The organism is Mycobacterium sp. 1165196.3 (assembly GCF_001673415.1).
Classification (GTDB): domain Bacteria; phylum Actinomycetota; class Actinomycetes; order Mycobacteriales; family Mycobacteriaceae; genus Mycobacterium; species Mycobacterium europaeum_A.
The window spans coordinates 1-571 of record NZ_LZLU01000215.1 but is presented as its reverse complement, the minus strand read 5'-3'; the positions used below and the strand labels follow the sequence as shown (position 1 = coordinate 571).

At 74.4% G+C, this 571-nt stretch carries 1 pseudogene; it reads left to right on the top strand.

The features are described 5' to 3' along the window. Positions 1 to 571, top strand: a pseudogene (locus tag A5659_RS21850) (hypothetical protein); the annotation flags it as partial.

Sequence of the window (571 nt, the reverse complement as noted above, 5' to 3'; positions counted from 1 at the left end):
GTCGCCGTTGCGCTGCTGGTCACCGCCACCGCGGCGACGGTGACCCGCTGGCGCGAGCTGCGCGGCCAGCCCACCCCGCCACCGCTGCTGGCGCTCGAAACACACGGCCGCGCAGACGGTTTGGTGGACGGCCCGGGCGCACACACCATCGACACCAGCGACACCGTCGGGCTGCTCAGCTCCATCTACCCGGTGAGGCTGGACTCGACCGACCCGCGCAGGGTGGGGGAGCAGCTGGCTTCCATCCCCGGCGACGGACTCGACTACGGGTTGCTGCGCTACCTGCGGGCCGACACCGCCGAGCGGCTCGCCGGCTTCCGGCCCCCGCAACTGCTGCTGAATTACCTCGGCGCCGCCCACGCCGACGGCGGCACGGGGCTGCGGCTCGAACGCGAGCTGCTCGCCGGCGCGTCGCCGGTGCCGGAGCCGGAGCTGGCCGTGCGCCATGAGCTCACCATCGCGGCGATGGTGCTGACCTTTGGCGGGGAGCGGGTGCTGGCCGCGCAGCTCGCGCCAGCGGGTCACCGTCGCCGCGGTGGCGGTGACCAGCAGCGTGGGCAACGGCAGACCC